The 15,800-nt window shown below is 65.1% G+C and carries 14 protein-coding genes and 1 pseudogene; 14 read left to right on the top strand and 1 reads right to left on the bottom strand.

The genetic code is table 11. The annotated features are described in order from the left end of the window. Nucleotides 1–121: 121 nt before the first annotated feature. The 6 genes and pseudogenes from AC3RCG_RS00460 to AC3RCG_RS00435 form a co-directional block, all read left to right on the top strand. A pseudogene (locus tag AC3RCG_RS00460) lies at nt 122–229 on the top strand (zinc-ribbon domain-containing protein); the annotation flags it as partial. A gap of 168 nt (nt 230–397) precedes the next feature. Next, nucleotides 398–1,192 (top strand): hypothetical protein, encoded by a 795-nt coding sequence (locus tag AC3RCG_RS00455; RefSeq protein ID WP_492404942.1) that lies wholly within the window; start codon nt 398–400, stop codon nt 1,190–1,192. Nucleotides 1,193–1,240: 48 nt separating this feature from the next. Continuing rightward, a complete protein-coding gene (locus AC3RCG_RS00450) occupies nt 1,241–1,966 on the top strand; it encodes a hypothetical protein (RefSeq protein WP_070219459.1) in 726 nt (241 codons plus the stop codon). Nucleotides 1,967–2,032: 66 nt separating this feature from the next. Further along, a complete protein-coding gene (locus AC3RCG_RS00445) occupies nt 2,033–3,139 on the top strand; it encodes a zinc ribbon domain-containing protein (RefSeq protein ID WP_070312244.1) in 1,107 nt (368 codons plus the stop codon). 8 nt (nt 3,140–3,147) lie between these two features. Next, nucleotides 3,148–4,242 (top strand): zinc-ribbon domain-containing protein, encoded by a 1,095-nt coding sequence (locus tag AC3RCG_RS00440; RefSeq protein WP_492404917.1) that lies wholly within the window; start codon nt 3,148–3,150, stop codon nt 4,240–4,242. 162 nt (nt 4,243–4,404) lie between these two features. Next, on the top strand, nt 4,405–5,310 hold the full coding sequence (locus AC3RCG_RS00435) for an EamA family transporter (protein ID WP_492404919.1): 906 nt from the start codon (nt 4,405–4,407) through the stop codon (nt 5,308–5,310). Here AC3RCG_RS00435 and AC3RCG_RS00430 read toward each other — a convergent pair. After that, entirely contained in the window at nt 5,280–6,011 is a 732-nt protein-coding gene (locus AC3RCG_RS00430; RefSeq protein ID WP_492404921.1) for a hypothetical protein, read from the bottom strand. The genes AC3RCG_RS00435 and AC3RCG_RS00430 overlap by 31 nt on opposite strands. A 247-nt stretch (nt 6,012–6,258) precedes the next feature. Between AC3RCG_RS00430 and AC3RCG_RS00425 the strand changes: the two genes are divergently transcribed. From AC3RCG_RS00425 to AC3RCG_RS00390, 8 genes are all read left to right on the top strand, one after another. Continuing rightward, complete coding sequence (locus tag AC3RCG_RS00425) at nt 6,259–7,218, top strand: sugar ABC transporter substrate-binding protein (protein ID WP_070219455.1); 960 nt, start codon at nt 6,259–6,261, stop codon at nt 7,216–7,218. Between the two features lie 86 nt (nt 7,219–7,304). Then, nucleotides 7,305–8,858, top strand: coding sequence for a sugar ABC transporter ATP-binding protein (locus AC3RCG_RS00420; RefSeq protein ID WP_121670693.1), 1,554 nt, complete (start codon nt 7,305–7,307; stop codon nt 8,856–8,858). A gap of 18 nt (nt 8,859–8,876) precedes the next feature. Further along, nucleotides 8,877–9,848, top strand: a complete 972-nt coding sequence (locus tag AC3RCG_RS00415) for an ABC transporter permease (protein WP_070312235.1) — start codon at nt 8,877–8,879, stop codon at nt 9,846–9,848. Between the two features lie 9 nt (nt 9,849–9,857). After that, nucleotides 9,858–10,916, top strand: a complete 1,059-nt coding sequence (locus AC3RCG_RS00410; protein ID WP_492404924.1) for a LacI family DNA-binding transcriptional regulator — start codon at nt 9,858–9,860, stop codon at nt 10,914–10,916. Beyond that, entirely contained in the window at nt 10,913–11,821 is a 909-nt protein-coding gene (rbsK, locus tag AC3RCG_RS00405) for a ribokinase (RefSeq protein ID WP_070312231.1), read from the top strand. Before AC3RCG_RS00410 ends, rbsK begins: the two co-directional genes overlap by 4 nt. A gap of 13 nt (nt 11,822–11,834) precedes the next feature. Then, nucleotides 11,835–12,227: a D-ribose pyranase gene (gene rbsD / locus AC3RCG_RS00400; RefSeq protein WP_099666108.1), complete on the top strand. Its 393-nt coding sequence runs from the start codon at nt 11,835–11,837 to the stop codon at nt 12,225–12,227. A 134-nt stretch (nt 12,228–12,361) separates the two neighbouring features. Beyond that, nucleotides 12,362–15,205: an EAL domain-containing protein gene (locus AC3RCG_RS00395; protein WP_492404927.1), complete on the top strand. Its 2,844-nt coding sequence runs from the start codon at nt 12,362–12,364 to the stop codon at nt 15,203–15,205. 168 nt (nt 15,206–15,373) lie between these two features. After that, entirely contained in the window at nt 15,374–15,757 is a 384-nt protein-coding gene (locus AC3RCG_RS00390; RefSeq protein WP_492404929.1) for a DUF3597 domain-containing protein, read from the top strand. The last annotated feature ends 43 nt before the right edge of the window (nt 15,758–15,800 follow it).

The following is a 15,800-nucleotide window of genomic DNA, read 5'->3' as shown; positions in this document are numbered from 1 at the left end:
TGTGGCAACTTGGTGTTTGAAAATATACTCGTTGGATATTTAGCCGTACGGCAACAATGCTGCCTTTCTGGCAAGCGCCAGCGTACGCGACTCCCAGCGTTGATATGAAAAGAGATGCCAATTGAAATGCCTTTCCTGCCAAGCCGAGAATAAGCCGGGCGCCAAATTCTGTTCTTCCTGCGGCACCACGCTTGCCGCCGCCACGACCGCCGCCGCTGCCGTGCCGGGCAAATCCTGTGGCCAGTGCGGCCATGATTGCAAGCCCGACGCCAAGTTCTGCCCCAAATGCGCGTTCAGCTTTGCCGTGGCGCCAGTGCTGCCGCCAGAACCTGTTGCGGCACCTGTGCCGGCGCCGATTCCTGAACCAGTGAGTGTGGTCGTTCCTGAGCCCGCTCCAGTGGCAGAAATGGTCGCGCAAGCTGTTCCGGAACCCGTTCCCGTCTTCATCCCGGAGCCGGTCGCGCCACCGCCGCCACCGCCGCCACCGCCCGTGCTGGAAAAGCGCCGTGCCGATCCTGCACCCGCACCCGCACCCGCACCCGCACCCGCACCCGTACTGGAACCCGCACCAGCGCCAGCTCCCGTGGCCGACACGCCAAGTGACAGCCCAGCGGCGGGCAGCCGCATGAAACTGATCGCTGCAGCCGTCGCCGCAGTAGTACTGCTGGGCGGTGCGGGCGCTTACTATTTTCTCTCAAGCAAGCCGGCAGTGCCGGCGCCGGAAGCTGTTCCAGTCTTGCCCGCGCAGGCGGAACCTGCGCCTGCCGCCGAGCAGCCGCTGGCCATCAGCGACCCGGCGCTCGACGGCGCGACGGCGGCCGAGCCTGCCGTTGCGCCTGCTGCGCCCGCCCCGGCATCTGTCGCCGCGCCCGCCCCCGCCCCCGAGCCGGTGCCCGCACCCGCCCCGGCCCCGGCTGTGGAAAAACCGGCTCCCGTCGCGGAAAAGCCGGCCAAGCCGGTCAAGGTGACACCGCCAGCGGCGCCTGTCAAACAGACTAGCGGCCTGGAAAGCGTGATCACGGACAGCCTGTCGGAAGCGAGCCACTGCATGAGCCAGCGCAAGTACGACTGCGCCATTGCCAATGCGAATGCCGTGTTGCGCATGGACACGGGCAACCGCCATGCGCTCGACATCAAGCGCAAGGCGAAGGAAGCGCAAGACAAGGCGCTGTCGCAAATCCAGATCGAGTAAGCCGCGCGGCTTGCCTTCCCCCTATTTTTGATCCTTCCGGAGAATAACGTGAAAAACTTGAAACAAATTGCCAAGCCCATGGTAGCGCTGCTGGTCGTGTCTTCGATGCTGGCCGGTTGCGCCGCACCGGGCGGTCCTGGCGCCACGGGCAATACCACCACCGCCGGCACGGAAGCGGGCAGCGGCGAATGCAATACGGCCATGCTGGCCGGCATCGGCGCCGTCGTGGGCGGCTTGCTGGGCGGCGGCAACAATACCGTGCGCGGCGCGGCACTGGGCGCCAGCCTGGGCGCACTCGCCTGCGTGGCCCTGAATTATCAAAGCCAGCAAGTCAAGACGTCGCAGCAGGTACAGGCCGACTACAAGGTGGCCAACAAGGGCAAGCTGCCCGAGCAGTCGACGCTGGTGAAGTACGAGACGGGCTTTACGCCATCGTCCGTGCGTCCGGGCCAGAAGGCGCAGACCAATTCGTATATCGAAGTGGCGGCCGGCACGCGCGATCCGAACCCGCTGGTGGAAGAGGAATTGAGCCTGTACAAGCCCAATGGCGACTTGATCAAAACTGTGCGCAAGGTGGTCAGCAGCAATAACGGCAGCGGCGCCTACAAGGGCGGCTTCTCGATTCCCATGCCTGAAGGCGTGCCGCAGGGCATTTACCCGGTACGCACGGCCCTGTACCTGAATAGCAAGCGCGTCGGCGGCCAGGACGTCAAGCTGCAGATCGTCCAGCGCCAGGCGCCTGCGTCCGACCTGCAACTGGCCCGCGCTTACTGACACTGATTGCCACGGGGCGGCCATGCCGGCCGTTCCGTTCCCGATTTATCCCCATCCAGGCTAGACATGACCATTTCCACAGAAGCACCTAAACCTCTTCCCTTTTCCTCCGCGCTCGGTTCGCTGATCGAAGCGACCGACGCCATCAAGAATTTCCGCGCGATTGCCCTGCTGGCCCTGACCTTCATCGGCGCCGTGCTCGTCGGTGGTGTACTGACGATGCTCGCCGGCAGCATGAGCAGCGTGCTGCTGGGCTTCCTGGGCGGCCTGATGGCCTTCCTCGTGATGTTTTACGGCTCCAACGCCGTCGGCATCCTGCTGATGCGCGATGCCCAGGGCCAGCCTGGCTTGAGCCTGGTGGATGCCGTGCTCGTTTCGCTGTACACGAGCCACCGCCTGATCGCGGTCGTGTTCCTGGAATTTCTGATCGTGCTGGCGGCCATGATCGCCATTGCCATCATTTTGTTCGTCTGCAAGATCCCCGTGCTCGGCCCCGTGCTGTACACGCTGGTCTTCCCGCTGTCGGCCATCGTGCTGGGCGTGCTGGTGTTTGCGCTGTTTTACGTGATGCTGCCGCTGGCCGGCCCCGCCGCGTGGTCGGGAGCCACCGTGTTCCAGATCATTGCCCGCCTGAACCTGATCGTGCGCACCAAGCTGGTGTCGGTGATCCTGCTGGAAGTGCTGCTGTTCCTGATCACGACGTTTGTGGCGCTGCTGATCTTTGGCGTGGTCGGTACCGGCGTGTCGCTGACCAGCGGCATGTCGGCTGGCATCTTGGGCCTGGGCGGCCAGATGAACATGTATTCCCTCGCTTCGGGTCTGAGTGGCGGTTCCGGCTACATCATCGCAGCCGGTCTGGGCGGCGGCTTGCTGATGGCGGCCGCGGCTGTGGTGCCCGGCCTGATCTTTACCAAGGGTGTGTGCATCATTTACCTGAACGCCACGCGCAATGTCGATTTCAGCGCCTCGGAAGCGAGCCTGAACGACGGGCTGGCCACGGTCAAGAAGAAAGCCGAAGAAGCGCGTGAACGCGCGCGTGCCCTGGCCGAACAGGCCGCGACACCTGCCGCACCGGCCGCTGCGTCGGTTGACAGCCTGCATTGCCCGAGCTGCAAGGCCCCGGTCGCGTCCGATGACGTGTTCTGCGGCGAATGCGCGCATAAACTCAAGTAAGGCAGACCATGGCGCAATTCTGTAAACAGTGCGGCACCGCCCACGCGCCCGACGCGCGCTTTTGCGACGAGTGCGGCAAGGCCGTCAATGCCGCGCCAGTCCCATCACCGGCACCCGCGCCGGCCGCGACACCGGCGCTGTCCGGCGTGAAGCGGCGCCAAGTCGTCATCGCCGGCGGCGTGCTGGCGGCGGTCATCGTGGCCGGCGGCGCCCTGGCGTGGCTGCTGGCGCCGGAAGCGGCGTCGGCCAGCAGTTTTGGCCGCGCCATCGATGCCCATCTGGCGGCCGACGAGGCGGCGCGCGACAAGCTGCTGTGCTTCACCAACTTGCCGTACCAGAAGGAAGAAATCCGCGTGGCGTCGTACGACAGTTCCACTCGACAATGGCTCGATATCCTCGTGCGTGGCGGCTTGTACAACGCGCCCGTCGAACAAAGCAGCGGCGGTTGGCTGGCGCAATCGCAATTCGTCTATGCGCTGGCCGCGCCGGGCAAGGCCGCCTTGCGCGGCGACAAGCTGTGCGTGGCCAAGGGCGTGAAAGTGGCCAAGGTCAGCGGCTACGAGCAGGTGCGCGAGATGGGCGGGCGGCCGACGGCGATGGCCACGGCCACCCTGGCGCTGAGCGATGAGGCGGCATGGCTCGTCAAGTCGCCGGACCGCGCGCAGATCCTGCAACGCTTGCCGGGCGGCGGCCTGGAAGTGCAACTGCCGCTGGCGCTGGTCGACAAGCAATGGCAAGTCACCGACCGTGCGCAACTGCACCAGGCCGCCATGGCCATGGCGGGCGCCATGCGCAATGCCTCGGGTGCGCAAGAAGCGGGCATGCTGGACAAGCTGAAAAGCCTGTTCCGCTTTGGCGGTCACCCGCTGGTGGGCAAATGGAAGGGCTCGACGGGCAAAATCCTGGAATTTACAAAGGACAGCATTATCGAGAACGGCAACGCAAGCACGGCCACGTTTGCCACCGAAGGCAATGTCGTGACGATCGTCTCGGAAGAGGGGGGCGGCATGGCCATGCAGATCAGCCTGAGCAACAGCAACAACGTGGCCACGCTCACCGTCGGCGGCATGCCGGTCGCGGTGCTGCAGCGCGTGCGCGATTAAGCGTCGGGCAGGCGGCGCAGAGTGCCGCCTTGCCTCATTCCCGAAGCCCGGCCCTGCCGGGCTTTTTTACGCCCGCCAGGCGCCGGTGCCTCCGTCAATTTATCTTGACATCAAGATAGTTCGCGCCCACACTGGCTTTTTATCTTGATGTCGAGATAGTACATGTCCGCCTTTTCTGTCCGCCCCGCCTGGGGCGATATTCTGCTCACGGCGCTGGCGCCCCTGATCTGGGGTTCCACGTATATCGTCACGTCCGAACTGCTGCCGCCGGACCGGCCCTTCACGGCGGCCCTGATCCGCGTGCTGCCGGCCGGCCTGCTGTTGCTGCTGATCATGCGGCGCCTGCCCGCGCGGCGCGACTGGGGCCGCGTGCTGATCCTGTCGGCGCTCAATATCGGCGTGTTCCAGGCGCTGCTGTTCGTGGCCGCCTACCGCCTGCCCGGCGGTCTGGCGGCCGTGGTGGGCGCCATCCAGCCGCTGCTGGTGATGGGTCTGGCCTGGGGCGTGGAAGGGCGCCGTCCGGCCCGCCTGGCCTTGCTTGCCAGCGTGCTGGGCGTGGCCGGCATGGCCGTTTTGTTGTTGTCGCCGCGCACGGTGTGGGAACCCGTCGGCATTGCCGCCGCGCTGGGCGGCACGGCCTGCATGGCGGCCGGCACTTACCTGACGCGGCGCTGGAAGCCGGACTTGCCCGTGCTGGCGCTGACGGGCTGGCAATTGCTGCTCGGCGGCCTGATGCTGGCGCCCGTCGCCTGGCTGGCCGACGCACCGTTGCCGGCGCTGTCCTTGCAGCAAGTGCTGGCCTACGCCTACCTGTGCCTGGCCGGCGCGCTGCTGGCGTATGCCTTGTGGTTTCGCGGCATCGCCCGCCTGTCGCCCGTGGCCGTCTCCTCGCTGGGACTGCTCAGTCCCCTGATTGCCGTCGTGCTGGGCTGGGCCTTGCTGGGCCAGGCCATGACGGGCTGGTCGATGCTGGGCTTGCTGCTGGTACTGGCCAGCGTGCTGGCGGTGCAGTGGGCCAGCGCCCGTCCGGCAGCGGATCAGGCCGTTACCAGGCGCCAGATGCCGTAAGGGTTGCGGAACAGGTCGTCGTCCGCATAGGGCTGGCCAGCGGCCGCGTGCACGCGGTAGCGCGGCGCATCGGCTGCCACGCGGAAGGTCTGGCCGTCCAATATGGCGGGCGCTTCGCTGAACAGATAGCGGGTAAACACCTGCAGCACTTGCGCGGGCGCCGCGCTGTCCTGGCGCGCGATGATGGCGTCGTGCAAGCCCAGATTGTGCATGCCGCAGGTATAGCAGCTGTCCGCGTCGCCGACATAGGCCACCAGCGCTCCATGCGCGCTGTCCAGGTGCAGATGTTGCGTAAACTCCAGCCAAGCCTGCGGCGCATGTGCGCTGCCGCTGCTTTCCACCTTGACGCCCAGGCCGCCCGCCCGCAGCAGGCAGGCGGCCGCCAGCATCATCGCCTCGGCGTTGGCGCGCGCGCCGCCTTCGCCTTCAAGGTACACCACCGAGCGGTGCGTGCCGATCGCCTGCATGGCGGGCGTGTCACGCCAGTGGTAGCCGGCTGCGGCAAACGCGTGCGGCATGCGTCCGTCGGCGCCTTCGTGCAGCACCGCGCAGCTGAAGCCCGAGTCGATGTGCATCAGCATCCGCCCCGCCAACAGATAGCCGTCGCCGTGCTCCATGAGCGCATGACGCAGTGCATCGTGATCTGTCCACGGGCCAGGGATGCACAGGACGAGTAGTGGTGCGGGCGTGCTTGCGTGCATGGGGATGGCCTGAGGTGAGGAAGGCTATATTCTAGGCGATTTGCCAATATGGTGGCCTGTGCAAGAGTATGCTGCCGCCCTATGGACGGCGGTGTCGCGCCCGCTTTTTGCTGCACCGCACATACAGTTTTGCTTGCACTGTAATAGGGCATTGAGGCACTATTCGCTTCGCGCAAACGTTTGCGCGCAACGAATTTCCTAAAAAGCATGCAGTACACGTGCTTGACCAACAACTCTGGAGACGCTCATGACATCCCGTATTCGCCTGAAAATGATTGCCGCCGCTGTCCTGGTATGTGCTTTGCCCGCCGTGCCGGCCATGGCGCAGACGCCTGCCAAACCGAAGGTGGCGCTGGTGATGAAGTCGCTCGCCAATGAATTTTTCCTGACCATGGAAAATGGCGCCAAGGCGCATCAGAAGGCCAATGCCGCCAAGTACGACCTGCTGTCGAACGGCATCAAGGATGAAACGGATACGTCGAGCCAGATCAAGCTGGTCGAGCAAATGATCGTCTCGCGCGTCAACGCGCTGGTGATCGCCCCGGCCGACTCGAAGGCGCTGGTGCCGGTGCTGAAAAAAGCCATCGACGCAGGCATCATCGTCGTCAATATCGACAACAAGCTCGACGAGGGCGCGCTGAAAGAGAAGGGCATCACCGTGCCGTTCGTCGGCCCGGACAACCGCAAGGGCGCCAAGGTCGTCGGCGACTTCCTGGCCAAGCAGATCAAGAAGGGCGACCCCGTCGGCATCATCGAGGGCGTGTCCACCACCTATAACGCGCAGCAGCGCACCCTGGGCTTCCAGGACGCCATGAACGCGGCCGGTGCCAAGGTCGTCAGCGTGCAGTCGGGCCAGTGGGAAATCGCCCCCGCCAATACGGTGGCGGCCGCCATGCTGAACGCCAACCCGAATATCAAGGCTTTGCTGTGCGGTAACGACAACATGGCCATCGGCGCCGTGTCCGCCATCAAGGCGGCCGGCAAGACGGGCAAAGTCCTCGTCGTCGGCTACGACAACATCAACGCCATCAAGCCGATGCTGGCCGATGGCCGCGTGCTGGCTACCGCCGACCAGTTCGGTTCGCAGCAAGCCGTGTTCGGCATCGACACCGTGCTCAAAGCGCTGGCGCAGAAGAAGAAACAGGCCGATCTCGGTGGCGTTATCGAAACCAAGGTCGAACTGGTCGCCAAGGGCGCCAAGTCCTGATCGTCTGATCCCGCCGGGGCCAGCGTCCGCGTCTCTGCCTGAGGCTGCGGCGCCGGCCCCGCCGCCTTTTTCCGCGGAGTTTTATCATGCCCACCGACATCCTCCCGGCGCCATCAGCCGCCATCCCTCTATTGACCCTGGATAACATCGGCAAGTCCTATGTCGGCCCCGTGCTGGGCGGCGTGGGCCTGCGTTTCGCCCCCGGCCAGGTACTGGCGCTGACGGGAGAGAACGGTGCCGGTAAAAGCACCCTGTCGAAGATCATCTGCGGCCTGGAGCAAGCGACCACGGGCACGATGCTGCTCGACGGCAAGCCCTACCAGCCCGCCTCGCGCGGCGCGGCCGAGGCGCTGGGCATCCGCATGGTGATGCAGGAACTCAATTTGATTCCCACCCTGTCGATCGCGGAAAACCTGTACCTGAAAAACCTGCCGCAGCGCTTCGGCTTCATCGACCGCACGCGTCTCGAACGCGACGCGCGCGAACAGATGGAGAAAGTGGGCCTGGGCGGCCTCGATCCGTGGACCCTCGTGGGCGAACTGGGTATCGGCCACCAGCAGATGATCGAAATCGCGCGCAATTTAATTGGCGCCTGCCGTTTGCTGGTGTTAGATGAGCCGACGGCCATGCTGACGCACCGCGAAGTGGAATTGCTGTTCCTGCAAATCGAACGCCTGAAGGCCGACGGCGTGTGCATCATCTACATTTCCCACCGCCTGGAAGAACTCAAGCGCGTGGCCGACCGCATCGCCGTGCTGCGCGATGGCCAGCTCGTGTGCGACGACGATATCGCCGGCCACTCCGCCGCCGACCTGGTCAGCCTGATGGTGGGCCGCTCGGCCGACGATGCCGTCGACCTGAGCGGCCGCACCTTAGGGGCGCCGCTGCTGCGCGTGCGGGGCTTGGCGCGCGGCAAGGTGGTCAAGCCGACCTCGTTCGACTTGCGCGCCGGCGAAATCCTCGGCATCGCCGGCCTCATCGGCTCGGGCCGCACGGAATTGCTGCGTTTGATCTTCGGCGCCGACCGCGCGGACGCGGGTGACGTGTTCCTCGGCGACAGCGAAGTCCCTGCCGCCTTGCACTCGCCGCAGGCGGCCGTGCAGGCCGGCATCGCCATGATCACGGAAGACCGCAAGGGACAAGGTTTGTTGCTGCGCCAGTCGATCGCCGTCAACACGACCCTCGCCTCGCTCGACACGGTCAGTGGCGCTGGCTGGCTCAACGACGCGGCCGAAGCGACGGTGGCCGACGACTATATTCAGCGCCTGGGCATCCGTTCGCGCAACAGCGCGCAAACGGTGGCCGAGCTGTCCGGCGGCAACCAGCAAAAGGTCGTGATCGCCCGCTGGCTGTACCGCGACTGCCCCGTGATGCTGTTCGACGAACCCACGCGCGGCATCGATATCGGCGCCAAGTTTGATATTTATCAGGTGCTGGCCGAACAGGCGCGCCAGGGCAAGGGCCTCGTCATCGTCTCGAGCGACTTGCGCGAACTGATGCTGATCTGCGACCGCATCGCCGTCATGAGCGCCGGCAGCATCGTCGACACCTTCGAGCGCGGTGCCTGGAGCCAGGACGCGCTGCTGTCGGCCGCCTTCTCCGGCTATTTGACCCCCAACTCCACTCCAGCTGCGGCCTGATCCGCCGGAAAGATTCCCATGACCTCCAACTCCTCTCCTTCGTATCTGCAGCGCAGCCTGGCCGACCTGAAAAACTATGCGGGCCTGATCGGCGCTTTGCTGGCCATGTGCGTGCTGTTCTCGTTTGCCAGCGAAAACTTTTTTACTTTGGCTACCCTCAGCACTTTGTCGAACAACATCCCGACCCTCGTCGTGATGGCGGTCGGCATGACCTTTGTGCTGATCATCGGCGGCATCGATTTGTCCGTCGGTTCCGTGATGGCGCTGGCCGCGTCCGTGCTGTCCTTGGCCGTCGTGCACTGGGGCTGGCCCGTGTGGAGCGCGGCTTTGCTGGGCATGTTCGTCGCCGCCCTGTGCGGCGCGACGACGGGCCTCATTTCCGTCGGCTGGCGCATCCCCTCGTTCATCGTGTCCTTGGGCGTGCTGGAAATGGCGCGCGGCATGGCCTATCAGGTGACCAATTCGCGCACGGAATACATCGGCAGCGCCGTGGACGGCATCAGCTCGCCGATTGCGTTTGGCCTGTCGCCCGCCTTCATCGCCTCGATCGCCATCGTCGTCATTGGCCACCTGGTGCTCACGCGCACGGTGCTGGGACGCCACTGGATCGGCATCGGCACCAATGAAGAAGCCGTGCGTTTGTCCGGCATCAACACAAAACCGTCGAAAGTGCTGGTGTTTGCCTTGATGGGTTTCCTCGCCGGCGTGGGCGCGCTGTTCCAGGTGTCGCGCCTGGAAGCGGCCGACCCGAACGGCGGCGTGGGCATGGAATTGCAGGTGATCGCCGCCGTCGTGATCGGCGGCACGAGCTTGATGGGCGGACGCGGTTCCGTCATCAGCACGTTTATCGGCGTGTTGATCATTTCCGTGCTGGAAGCGGGCCTGGCGCAGGTGGGCGTGTCGGAACCCGTGAAACGCATCGTCACGGGCCTGGTGATCGTCGCCGCCGTCGTGCTCGACACTTACCGCCGCCGCGGCGAGCGTTCATAATACCGGCCCATGGCAACCATCAAGCAAGTGGCGCAGGCGGCGGGGGTGTCGTTTACCACCGTCTCGCACGTCCTCAACAATACCCGCCCCGTCAGCGACGAGGCGCGCCGCGCCGTGCTGGCGGCGGCGGAGGCACTGCATTACGTGCCCAGCGCGCTGGCGCGCTCCTTGCGCAGCCGCAGCACGGGCACCATCGGCCTGATCATTCCGAACAATACGAACCCGTATTTCTCGGAAGTGGCGCGCGGCATCGAGGACAGCTGCTATGCGGCCGGCTACAGCGTGATTTTGTGCAATTCCGATGACGATCCCGCCAAGCAGCGCGACTATCTAAACGTGCTCTTGACCAAGCGCTGCGACGGCCTGATTTTGTCCGCGCTGGCCGACAGCGATGGCGAATTGCTGCGCAAGATGAAAGTGCCGGCCGTGCTGCTCGACCGCGCGCCCAGCGACCTGGCCATCGATGCCGTGGCCGTCGACAACCGCGCCGGCGGAGCCCTGGCCGCGCGCCATCTGCTGGGACTGGGACGCCGGCGCCTCGCCTGCATCGCCGGTCCCCGCGAAGTGAGCATTTCCAACGAGCGCATCGATGGCGCGCGCAGCGCCATGGCGGACGCGGGCGTGACCCTGGCCGAGGCCCTGTGCGTGCATGGCGATTTCACGAGCGCGGGCGGCTATGCGGCCGCGCTGGACTTGCTGGCGCTGCCGCCAGGCCAGCGTCCCGACGCCTTGTTCTGCTGCAATGATTTGATGGCCTTTGGCGCCCTGCGCGCCGCCGCCGAGCGCGGCATTGCCGTGCCGGCGGAACTGGCCGTCGTCGGCTTCGACGATATCGACCTGGCCAGCTTCGTGCATCCGGCCTTGAGCAGCGTGGCGCAGAACACGCGCGAGCTGGGCCACATCACGGCCGCCTGTCTGCTGGCGCGCATCGCCGACCCCGCCTTGCCGCGCCAGCAGCGCAGCATCGCACCAGAGCTGCACGTGCGCGGCTCCAGCGTGGCCGCCACGGTACCTTCTTCCGCACCTACTTCTTCACCTGCAACTGAACTGATGGGAATGACATCATGATCGTGGTTATCGGCAGCATCAATATGGACCTGGTCTTGCGCGTGCCGCGCATGCCCCTCCCCGGCGAAACCCTGACGGGCGGCGCGTTTAGAACTATTCCTGGCGGCAAGGGCGCCAACCAGGCCGTGGCCTGCGCGCGCCTGAGCGGCAAGGTGGCGGGCGCCCAGCAAGTGGCCATGGTCGGCTGCGTGGGCGACGACGCCTTCGGCGCGACGTTGCGTGCGGCCCTCGTGGGCGACGGCATCATCGACAGCCATATCACCACCTTGCCCGGCGTCGCGTCCGGCATCGCCTCGATCCTCGTCGACGACAATGGCCAGAACAGCATCGTGATCGCCGGCGGCGCCAACGATCTGCTCAGCCCCGCGCATATCGACGCGGCGAAAGAGCTGATCGAGCAGGCGGACATCGTCGTGCTGCAGCTGGAAACGCCGATGGCCACCGTCGTGCACGCCATTAAACTGGCCCGCTCGCTGGGCAAGACCGTGGTGCTGAACCCGGCCCCGGCGGCCAGCCTGCCGCAAGGCGTGCTGGAACTGGTCGACTACCTGATTCCGAATGAAATCGAAGCGGCCATGCTGGCCGGCGTCAGCCCGGAAGGCGCGGATGCCAAGGCGCTGGCGGCCGCGCTGCAAAAGCTGGGCAGCGACAACGTCATCATCACCTTGGGTTCCAAGGGCGTGCACGCGGCCCTGTATGGCGGCGATTACACGTTTCCGGCCGAAGCGGTGCAAGCGGTCGACACGACGGCCGCCGGCGACACCTTCATTGGCGGTTTTGTGGCGGGCCTGGCGTCCGGCATGGACGAGGCGGAAGCGATTCAACAAGGCCAGCGCGCGGCTGCCTGGAGCGTCACCAAGCCCGGCGCGCAAACCTCGATTCCCCACTTGCACGAGCTGTTCTAACGACACCACGCCCATGAAAAAATCACCGTTGCTCAATATTGCGCTGTCGCAACTGATCGCGTCGCTCGGCCATGGCGACATGCTCGTCATCGGCGACGCGGGCTTGCCGTCGCAGCCGGGCGTGCCCCTGATCGACCTGGCCCTGACGCGCGGCATTCCCGGCTTCATCGATACCGTCAATACGGTATTGACTGAAATGCAGGTGGAATACCATTTGCTCGCCAGCGAACTGCCGCAGCATAATCCGGCCATGGCGGCCCAGGTGGCGGCCTTGTCCCTGCCCGATGCGCGCCAGGTGACGCACGAGGAGTTCAAGCAATTGAGCAAGGGCGCGCGCGCCATCGTGCGCACGGGCGAGTGCAGTCCGTATGCCAACATCATTTTGGTCGCCGGCGTCGTGTTCTAGCGCAAACAAACGCGACATTGTTTGCCAAAAACATCAACGCTATTGTTCTCACTGAAATAATTATCCAATGGCAAAAGGGGCGGCTACAATAGCCTTACCCCTGCCAGCTCGGCAGCTTCCTGTGGTGTTCCGCCATGCCGATGAAAGCCCTCGATGCTTTCCGCTTTGTCTTGCCGCTCGCCGGCAGGCTGGCGTGCGGCTGGCGCGGCCTTTTCTTCCTGCTGCTGTGCCTGGCCACACAAGCCCGGGCGCTGGAGCCCGTCTCCCTGCAGCTCAATTTCACGCACCAGTTCCAGTTCGCCGGCTATTACGCGGCCATCGAGCAGGGCTATTACCGCGAGGCGGGCCTCGACGTGACGCTGCTCGAAGGCAGCGGCGCGCCGCGCGCCGAGGCGGCCGTGCTGGCGGGCCAGGCCGAATATGGCGTGGGCAACAGCACCTTGTTGCTCAGCCGCCTGGCTGGTAAACCCGTGGTGGTGCTGGCCGTCGTGTTCCAGCATTCGCCCAGCGTGCTGCTGATGCGCCAGCAAGGCGGCGCGCCCGACGTGCGCAAGCTGGCGGGGGCGCCCGTGATGATAGGCGCACCCGCCGACGTGGCGTCCGCATCCGATGAAGTGTCGCTGTTCCTGCGGAAAATGGGCGTCGCGCCGCAGCAGATGCGCCACTTGCCGCCCAGCTACCGGGTCGAGGATTTGATCGAGGGCAAAGTCGATGCGATTGCCGCGTATTCCACCAACGAACCGGACTATCTGGACCGGGCGGGATTTCCCTATTACCAGTTTACGCCGCGCACGGCCGGCATCGATTTCTACGGCGACAACCTGTTTACCAGCGAGCGCGAACTGCGCCGCCATCCCGAGCGCGTAAAAGCGTTCCGCGCGGCCAGTTTGCGCGGCTGGCAATACGCGATGGCGCACCGCGAGGAAATGGCGCAATTGATCCATGTCAAATACAGCCAGCGCCACGACCACGCGCACCTGCTGTACGAGGCGCAGCAAATGGATTTACTGCTGCAGCCTACGCTGGTGGAGCCGGGCTACATGAATCCCCAGCGCTGGCAGCATATCGCCGATACGTATGCCGCCATGGGCGTGCTGCCGCGCAATGCCACGGAGAGCCGCGCCTACCAGGGTTTTTTGTATCGCCCCGTGCCAGGCGCGGACCTCGGCTGGCTGTACCTGTCGCTGGGCGTGGCGGGCAGCCTGTTGGCCGTATCGGCCGCCTTTCATTTCAGCAATCTGGCGCGCGAGCGCCGCCGCACCGAGGACACCATCCGGCAAGGGGAATTGCGCTTTCGCACCATGTTCGAGCAGGCGCCCATGGGCATCGCCCTGATCGATACCGTGAGCGGACAGTTTCTGGATATCAATCCGCGCTATCTGGCCATCGCCGGGCGCACGCTGGAGCACATGAAGCAGACGAGCTGGATGGAAATCAGCCATCCCGACGACGTGGCGGGCGAGCAGGCGCACGTGGCGCAGCTGCTGGCGCGGCGCATGCAGGGTTTTCGCCACGCCAAGCGCATCGTGCGTCCCGATGGCGGCGTGGTGTGGGTCGACGCTTCGGTAACGGCCATCGCCACGGCGCGCCATGGCGGCCCGCACCACCTGTGCATGCTGGAAGACGTGACGGACAAGCGGCAAACGGAAGCGCTGATCTGGCAGCAAGCCAATTTCGATACCCTGACGCAATTGCCGAACCGGCGCATGTTCCACGAGCGCCTGCGCCTGGCGCTGGCCCAGGCCCGGCGCGACGCGAGCCGCGTGGCCATCCTGTTCATCGACCTCGACCACTTCAAGGAAGTCAACGACACCCTCGGCCACCACCAGGGCGATATCTTGCTGATCGAAGCGGCGCGGCGCATCCGCGTGGGCGTGCGCGAGACGGATACGGTGGCGCGCCTGGGCGGCGATGAATTCACGGTGATCCTGTCCGACCTCGACGACCTGCAGCAAGTCGACCGTATCGCGCGGCAAATCCTTGACGGCTTGCTGGCACCATTCCTGCTGGGGCAAGAGCAGGCCTTCGTCTCGGCTTCGATCGGCATCACCCTGTATCCTGACGATGCTGCCACCATCGAGGACTTGCTCAAGCATGCGGACCAGGCCATGTATGTGTCGAAAAGCGCGGGGCGCAACCGCTACAGTTATTTCACGCCGGCCATGCAGGTGGCGGCCGTCAACCGCATGCGCATGGGGGCGGACTTGCGCGCGGCCCTGCACGAACAGCAGATGCAGCTGCATTACCAGCCCATCGTCGAGCTGCATAGCGGCAAACTGGTCAAAGCGGAAGCCTTGCTGCGCTGGCACCATCCGCAGCGGGGCATCGTGTGCCCGCCCGATTTCCTGGCGCTGGCCGAGAGCAGCGGCTTGATTGTGGAGATCGGCGACTGGGTGCTGCGCACGGCGGCCGCGCAGCTGCGGAGCTGGCGTGCCCAGGGCCAGGCCATCGGCTTGCCGGGGCTGCAGCTGTGCCTGAACCAGTCGTCACTGGAATTGCAGCGCGAAGTCGAGGCGCCCGGCACCTGGCTGCGCCAGCTGCTGGCGCTCGATGTGCCGCCTTCGGCCATCGTGCTCGACATGCGCGAAGATGTACTTTTACCTAGCGGCAATAGCATGGCGCCACGCCTGCAGCACTTGCGCGAGGCGGGCTTGCAGATCGCCCTCGACGACTTCGGCAGCGGCCATGCCTCGCTGACGCAATTGCAGCAGTGCGGCATCGATTACCTGAAGCTCGACGGCGTGCTGGTGCGCAAGCTGGCGCCCGGGGCCAGCGAACTGGTGCTGTGCGAAGCCATCGTCACCATGGCCCACAAGCTGGGTTTGCAAGTCATCGCCGAAGGGGTGGAGACCGAAGAGCAGCGCGCGCTGCTGCTGGACATCGGTTGCGATTTTGCGCAAGGCGAGCTGTTTGCGCCGCCGCTGGCCATCGACGCGTTCGACGCGCTGCTGCACGCCCGGCGGCCTTTGCATCCTTGAAACGGGCGCGTCCGCCACCAGATTTCACGCAAGCCTGCGGGACGGGGCTCCCGGCCCGAACGGGCTTATACTCGACGGGCTGGCGCCTGCGCCCGGCATTGCTGTCACGGGTCCTGGACCTGGTGCGCAGGCAAACCTTCTTCCATTCACTCAACTCGAGGTGACCTCATGGGCATTTTCAGCAATATCTATAACAAAATCTTCCACCATTCATCCGACGCTGCCCCGGCAGCCACGCCAGCCGCCGCTACCGAAGCGCCGGCGGCAGCGCCTGCACCGGCCGCCGCCGTGCCGGTCGTCGACGTGGAAGTGGTGCTGGTAGACCTGGCCAGCAAGAACGCGGAAAAACTCAATTGGCGCACGTCCATCGTCGACCTGATGAAACTGCTTCAACTCGACAGCAGCCTGGCCGCGCGCAAGGAACTGGCGCAAGAGCTGCACTTCACAGGCGACACCAACGATTCGGCCAGCATGAATATCTGGCTGCACCGCCAGGTGATGATCAAGCTGGCGGAAAACGGCGGCAAGGTACCGGAAGAGTTAAAGAACTAGGAATGAAACACCTGGCGGCGGCAGGGGTATCCACTGTCACCGC

The organism is Janthinobacterium sp. GW823-FHT01H08, from assembly GCF_058797855.1.
Note: the sequence above shows the minus strand (reverse complement) of the source record. Positions and strands in the feature narration are given on the sequence as shown.

Excerpts from the sequence above, each read along its gene's own strand:
- AC3RCG_RS00445 (WP_070312244.1), top strand. The coding sequence starts at position 2,033 with ATGACCATTTCCACAGAAGCACCTAAACCTCTTCCCTTTTCCTCCGCG.
- AC3RCG_RS00440 (WP_492404917.1), top strand. The coding sequence starts at position 3,148 with ATGGCGCAATTCTGTAAACAGTGCGGCACCGCCCACGCGCCCGACGCG.
- AC3RCG_RS00435 (WP_492404919.1), top strand. The coding sequence starts at position 4,405 with ATGTCCGCCTTTTCTGTCCGCCCCGCCTGGGGCGATATTCTGCTCACG.
- AC3RCG_RS00430 (WP_492404921.1), bottom strand. The coding sequence starts at position 6,011 with ATGCACGCAAGCACGCCCGCACCACTACTCGTCCTGTGCATCCCTGGC.
- AC3RCG_RS00425 (WP_070219455.1), top strand. The coding sequence starts at position 6,259 with ATGACATCCCGTATTCGCCTGAAAATGATTGCCGCCGCTGTCCTGGTA.
- AC3RCG_RS00420 (WP_121670693.1), top strand. The coding sequence starts at position 7,305 with ATGCCCACCGACATCCTCCCGGCGCCATCAGCCGCCATCCCTCTATTG.
- AC3RCG_RS00415 (WP_070312235.1), top strand. The coding sequence starts at position 8,877 with ATGACCTCCAACTCCTCTCCTTCGTATCTGCAGCGCAGCCTGGCCGAC.
- AC3RCG_RS00410 (WP_492404924.1), top strand. The coding sequence starts at position 9,858 with ATGGCAACCATCAAGCAAGTGGCGCAGGCGGCGGGGGTGTCGTTTACC.
- rbsK (WP_070312231.1), top strand. The coding sequence starts at position 10,913 with ATGATCGTGGTTATCGGCAGCATCAATATGGACCTGGTCTTGCGCGTG.
- rbsD (WP_099666108.1), top strand. The coding sequence starts at position 11,835 with ATGAAAAAATCACCGTTGCTCAATATTGCGCTGTCGCAACTGATCGCG.
- AC3RCG_RS00395 (WP_492404927.1), top strand. The coding sequence starts at position 12,362 with ATGCCGATGAAAGCCCTCGATGCTTTCCGCTTTGTCTTGCCGCTCGCC.
- AC3RCG_RS00390 (WP_492404929.1), top strand. The coding sequence starts at position 15,374 with ATGGGCATTTTCAGCAATATCTATAACAAAATCTTCCACCATTCATCC.